The organism is uncultured Caballeronia sp. (genome assembly GCF_964243625.1).
Lineage (GTDB): Bacteria > Pseudomonadota > Gammaproteobacteria > Burkholderiales > Burkholderiaceae > Caballeronia.
This window is the reverse complement of the sequence record NZ_CAXTGZ010000431.1, coordinates 1-5,278: the sequence shown is the minus strand read 5'-3', so window position 1 is coordinate 5,278 and position 5,278 is coordinate 1. Positions and strand designations below refer to the sequence as shown.

General features: G+C 60.4%; 5 protein-coding genes. 3 read left to right on the top strand and 2 right to left on the bottom strand.

Translation table 11 applies throughout. The features are described 5' to 3' along the window. Positions 1-173: 173 nt before the first annotated feature. Genes ACFFAR_RS23825 through ACFFAR_RS23815 form a run of 3 tightly spaced genes read left to right on the top strand, consistent with a single transcriptional unit; the run spans position 174 to position 3,028 of the window. Positions 174-1,256, top strand: a complete 1,083-nt coding sequence (locus ACFFAR_RS23825) for a TauD/TfdA family dioxygenase (protein WP_061999312.1) — start codon at positions 174-176, stop codon at positions 1,254-1,256. A gap of 16 nt (positions 1,257-1,272) precedes the next feature. Next, positions 1,273-2,130 carry an aldolase/citrate lyase family protein gene (locus ACFFAR_RS23820; protein WP_174363149.1) on the top strand — a complete coding sequence of 286 codons (858 nt, stop codon included), beginning with the start codon at positions 1,273-1,275 and terminating at the stop codon, positions 2,128-2,130. 22 nt (positions 2,131-2,152) lie between these two features. After that, positions 2,153-3,028, top strand: a complete 876-nt coding sequence (locus ACFFAR_RS23815) for an isocitrate lyase/phosphoenolpyruvate mutase family protein (RefSeq protein ID WP_174363150.1) — start codon at positions 2,153-2,155, stop codon at positions 3,026-3,028. A 136-nt stretch (positions 3,029-3,164) separates the two neighbouring features. Here ACFFAR_RS23815 and ACFFAR_RS23810 read toward each other — a convergent pair whose 3' ends face one another. Together ACFFAR_RS23810 and ACFFAR_RS23805 are read right to left on the bottom strand one after the other, a co-directional pair. Further along, entirely contained in the window at positions 3,165-4,037 is an 873-nt protein-coding gene (locus ACFFAR_RS23810; protein ID WP_174363151.1) for an oxaloacetate decarboxylase, read from the bottom strand. Between the two features lie 49 nt (positions 4,038-4,086). Next, positions 4,087-5,278, bottom strand: a 1,192-nt coding sequence (locus ACFFAR_RS23805) for an MFS transporter (protein WP_174363152.1), incomplete at its 5' end; no start/stop codon positions are given.

Genomic DNA, 5,278 nt, shown 5'->3' with positions numbered 1-5,278 from the left:
CTTTCGCTTTCCGGCGCCGCTCAAGGGGGAGCATAGCGGTGAAATCCTCGCCCCGCTTCTCGGCGACGCTGCGTATCGGAAGCTCGTTACCGACGGTGTGATCGTGGAAACGGACCGCGAGCACGCGGTGATTGCGCCGGTCGCCTGAATCAATTTCCAACTGGAGACAGTGAATGAGTACCATCGAATCAGCAATCGATAGCCCCGCAGTCTGGAAAGGTCCCGACCTCGACTGGACCAAAGAAGGTTTGCATCTGCTCAGCGCCAGCGAGCTTGCCGAGATCGACCATGCGCTGCGCCACCTGCAGGCGCTGGGTAACATCGACTTTCCGGACATCACGCCAGAGACGTTTCCACTGGATGGCGTCGGCCAGTTGATGCGCGACCTGCCGCATTTCCTTGCCAATGGTCGCGGCTTCCTGATGCTGCGGGGACTGCCTCGCGACAAATATTCCGACGACGACATGGCGCAGATCTACGTTGGTCTCGGCTCGTATATCAGCCGCCCGGTCACGCAGTCGTATCTTGGCGATCTGCTCGGGCACGTCATGGATGTCAGCGACTACGAGCCGAAATCACGCGGTTATCGCAAGGGCGGCGGTCAATTGATGCACACGGACTCCTGCGACATCATTGGCCTGATGTGCTTGCGCACGGCGATTTCCGGCGGCGAAAGCCGCATCTCGAGTGCCGTTGCCGTGCACAATCACATGCTTGAACACCGGCCGGATCTGCTGGAGGTGTTGCGCGATGGACTGTTCCTCAAGCGTACCGACGAAGACGGCCGCCGTGCCACGCGCACGTTCAGCGAATTCAAGGTGCCGTTCTTTACAGGCGAAGGCCCACAGACCATCTGTTATTTGCCGACGGGATATGCGCGCCTCGCCGAGAAAAGCGGTGAACGTCCGTACTCGGCGCTTGAATCGGAGGCGCTGTATCAGGTCCGGAAGATTTCGGCATCGCCGGAGTTCTATCTCGACATGGGCTTTCGCGATGGCGACATCCAGTTCCTCAATAACCGCGTGATGGTGCATGGCCGCACCGACTATCAGGACGCAAAGGCGCTCGAGGACCGGCGGCATCTGATGCGCCTGTGGCTCACCGCGGCTTCATGGCCTGCAATGCCTGACTCGCAGGTCTTCCACAAGGCAGAGGACTTGCGCTTGTGGTCGCAATATCGCAAGCCGTTCAGCGAAATGCCCTCGCACCATAACCGCTTGCTGCTCGAAGGCAATGCGGGCCGGATGGTCGACTGACGTGAGCCATCCGCCCATGAGAAGCAAGCTCTTCGTACCGGGCGCGCGCCCCGAATTGTTCCAGAAAGCCTTTGCCAGCAGTGCCGACGCAATCTCGATCGATCTGGAGGACGCGGTTCCAGAGACGATGAAAGCACATGCACGTGGTGACGTAGCCCGCTTCGTTCGCGATCTCGACCGCGATCATGGGAAGGTGATCGTCATCCGAATCAATCCGCTAGGTTCTGTGCATTTCGCCGCCGATCTCGACGCGCTCGTTGGCCTCGATTTCGATATCGTCAATCTGCCGAAGGCCGAGTCGGCCAACGATATCGCCACGCTTGCCGGCGCACTCGGCGAACTGGAAAAACAACGCGCTCATCGCCGGCCGTTGAAGATCCTGGCGAACGTCGAGTCGCCTCGCGGCTTGCGTTTCGCCGCCGACATTGCTTTGGCGAGTCCGCGTGTCATGGGCTTGCAAATCGGGTATGGCGATCTTTTCGAGCCGCTGGACATCGGGCGCAAGCACGCGGGCGCGCTCGAACACGTGCAACTTGCAGTGCGGTTCGCGGCGGGCGAAGCCGGTATCGCCGCCTTTGACGGCGCATTTCCGGATATCGCCGATCAAACAGGCTTTCGCGAAGAAGCCATGCGCGCAAAAGCCCTCGGCTTTCGCGGCAAGAGCTGCATTCATCCAACGCAGATCGCGGCAGCCAATGAGGCATTCATGCCAAGCGGGACCGAAATCGCTTTTTCGCGCAAGGTAGTGGAGGCGTGGCGGAAAGCCGGCGCGCTGGGTCGAGGCGCGATCGTTGTCGATGGCATCATGATCGATGCCCCTTACGCCGCGAAAGCGGAAGCCGTTTTGCTGCAAGCACAACGCCTGGCGGTCTGAAATCACCCTGAAGGAGATGCGCATGTCGGACCCCGTTGCCTCCTCACGCTCGAAGCGCCTGCGTCAGCTGCTCGAAAGCGGTCAATTGACCGTCGCACCCGGCGTTTATGATGGCCTGACCGCACGACTCGCCGAGCAAGCGGGTTTCTCAGCCCTCTACATGACCGGCGCGGGTACGTCAGCGTCGTTCGGCCTGCCGGACTACGGCCTCCTGACGATGACCGAGATGGTCGCCAATGCAGCACGCATCGTCGCATGCACGACGCTGCCGCTCATCGCGGACGCCGACACGGGCTACGGGAACGAACTCAATGTCACGCGCACCGTGCGCGCTTACGAACAGGCGGGCGTGTCGGCGATTCATATTGAAGATCAGGTCGCGCCCAAGCGCTGCGGCCATCTGGACGGCAAGGAACTGATCTCGACGGCGGAGTTCGTCGCAAAGATTCGTGCCGCGCTTGCGGCGCGGCACGATCCCGATTTCACGATCATTGCGCGCACCGACGCCAACGGCGTGCTTGGTTTCGATGAGGCCATCGCACGGGCCAACTCAGCGCTCGCAGCGGGCGCCGATATCGCGTTTGTCGAGGCGCCGAGCGATCTGGAACAAATCGCGGCCGTGCCGAAGCGCGTCAATGGACCGTGCCTTTTCAATATCGTGCGTGGTGGCAAGAGCCCCGACATGGCGCTGCGCGATGTGCAGAAACTGGGTTATACGCTCGCAATTCTGCCGAGCGTGTTGCTCGCAAGTGTGATGCAGACGTGCGAAAGCACGCTCAAGGATCTGCGCGAAACGGGTGTGCCGCCGGCTTCGTCGACGGCGCTCAGCGCGCGCGAGCGATTTCGACGCATGGGTGCAGACGATTGGGACGCTTTGCGCACGCAGTTTATCGATTGACTACTGCGTGGGTGGTGTCTTGTCGCGCGTGCCCTTCACTTTCTACTTCAGGCCAGCGCCGAATTCCCGCGATCCATTCGGCGCTGGATGACAGGCGACTCCATCCCTTTCATCGCCCTGTTCTCTTCAATTTCAATCACTCGGCATGGGCCTTGTCGAAGTCCCAGACCGCCTGAAAGCCCATCAGTTCGCACATGGCTTTGAACGGCATCATGTTGGCCTCCGCGCCAGTGGTTCCCTTGAGCGCTTTTATTTCGCCATATACATTTTCGAGCGCGCGAGCGACGCTCAAGAATCCCGCCGACGGATAAATCGCAATCGAAAAACCGAGTTCCTGCAACTCCGCCGGCGTCAGTTGCGGTGTCCTGCCGCCCTCCACCACGTTCACCAGCAAGGGCATATCGAACGACTTGCCGATCGTTTCGAGTTCCTCCACGGTCTCCGGCGACTCGATGAATACGACGTCCGCACCTGCTTTTGCGTAGGCTTCGCCACGGCGCAATGCTTCATCCAGGCCAAGCGTTGTCCGTGCATCTGTTCTCGCGATGATCTGGAAGTCCTTGTCCTCCCGCGCGTCGCTCGCGACCTGGATCTTCTTCACCATGTCGGCTGTCGGAATCACGCGGCGCCCAGGCGTGTGCCCGCATTTCTTTGGAAACTCCTGGTCCTCTATCTGGATGCCGGCCGCGCCTGCGCGTTCGTAGCCACGAATCGTATGCGCCATGTTGAGCAGTCCGCCGTAGCCGGTATCCGCGTCGCAGACAAGCGGGGTCGTGGCAGCCGCGCAAAACGCCGTGACGCGATTGATCATGTCGGTGTATGTGGCAATCCCTGCGTCCGGCTCGCCAAGATAAGACGCAACCGTACCGAAGCCTGTCATGTACAGGCAATCGAAGTTCATCGTGTCCGCGAGACGCACCGAGATCATGTCGAAGATGCCGGGCGCAACAACGATCTCGCCGGAATTGAGTCGTGCTTTAAGCGCTTTTCTACGGGAATTAGCAGTCATGTCGATTACCTTCTGAAATGAGTGAACAGAAAAAAATTAGCGAAACCAGTCAATGAACCCGCTCGCTGGGAATGTCCGTGGCTGGGCGATGCAACGACGGATCGCCCGGGACCACCGCGATTTCTTCGAGCGAGCGGCGGTTAGTCTCGACACCGAAGACGGCCAGTACGGCGACCATCAGGACCAATGCGCCGATAATGACCGACAGCACGTCCTTGATGCCGCCAGTGGCATACATGAGTACGACGATCTGCGGAGCGACGATGCCCGACAAGCGGCCGGCCGATCCGGCGATGCCATTGCCTCGCATCCGGTTCTCGGTGGCGAACAGTTCAGGAATGTATGTCGCGACGCCAAGCGCGACCATCAGGTAAGTCATCGTGAAGAGCAGAAAGCCGAGCAGCGTCGCCATTTCCACGCTGGTGGAATTGCCGTACAGCCACCCAACGATGGCGGCAAGGATTCCAACGCCGATGAGTCCGTTCTTGCGGCCGACGCGGTCCGCTATCAGCACGCCCACAAGCGCGCCCGCCGGTCCGCCCAGCGCCATCAGCGACGAATAGCCAAGAGACGACGCCATGCCGTGTCCCTGCTTGATCAGAAAGGTGGGCACCCACACGATAAAACCGTAGATCACCACGTTGATCGCGATCTGGATCACCACCGCGAGCAGCGTCCGGCGCAACAACGGCGGCCGGAACAGACTGCCGAGCGACGTTGCCTTGATCGGAGCAGCCGCCGGTTCCACGATCGCGGGTAACGCGCGTCCTTGCGCAGTCTCCGCCTCAATGCCCGCCAGAATGGCTTCAGCTTCCTCGAAGCGTCCCTTGGATTCGAGCCAGCGCGGCGACTCCGGCATCTTCTTGCGCAGCACCCAGACACCGAGCGCGCCGACGCCGACAACTGCGAACATCGCCCGCCAGCCGATCGTAGGAATGATCAGATAGCCTATATAGGTCGAGAAAAACAGCGCGGAGTTCGTAATCAACGACAAATACGCCGACCACTTTCCCCGCACCGCCGGCGGAATGAATTCGCCTATCGAGCCATAGCCGACAACGATTTCCGCCCCCAATCCGAGACCCATGAAAAAGCGGCAGGCGATCAGCCAGTTCATGCTTGGCGCAAGCGATCCCGCGATGGATGCAATACCGAAGATCGCCAGGTTGAACTGATAGGTGAACTTCCGGCCGTAGGCGTCGCCCAGAAGTCCGGCTGTGAATGCGCCGATCAACATGCCG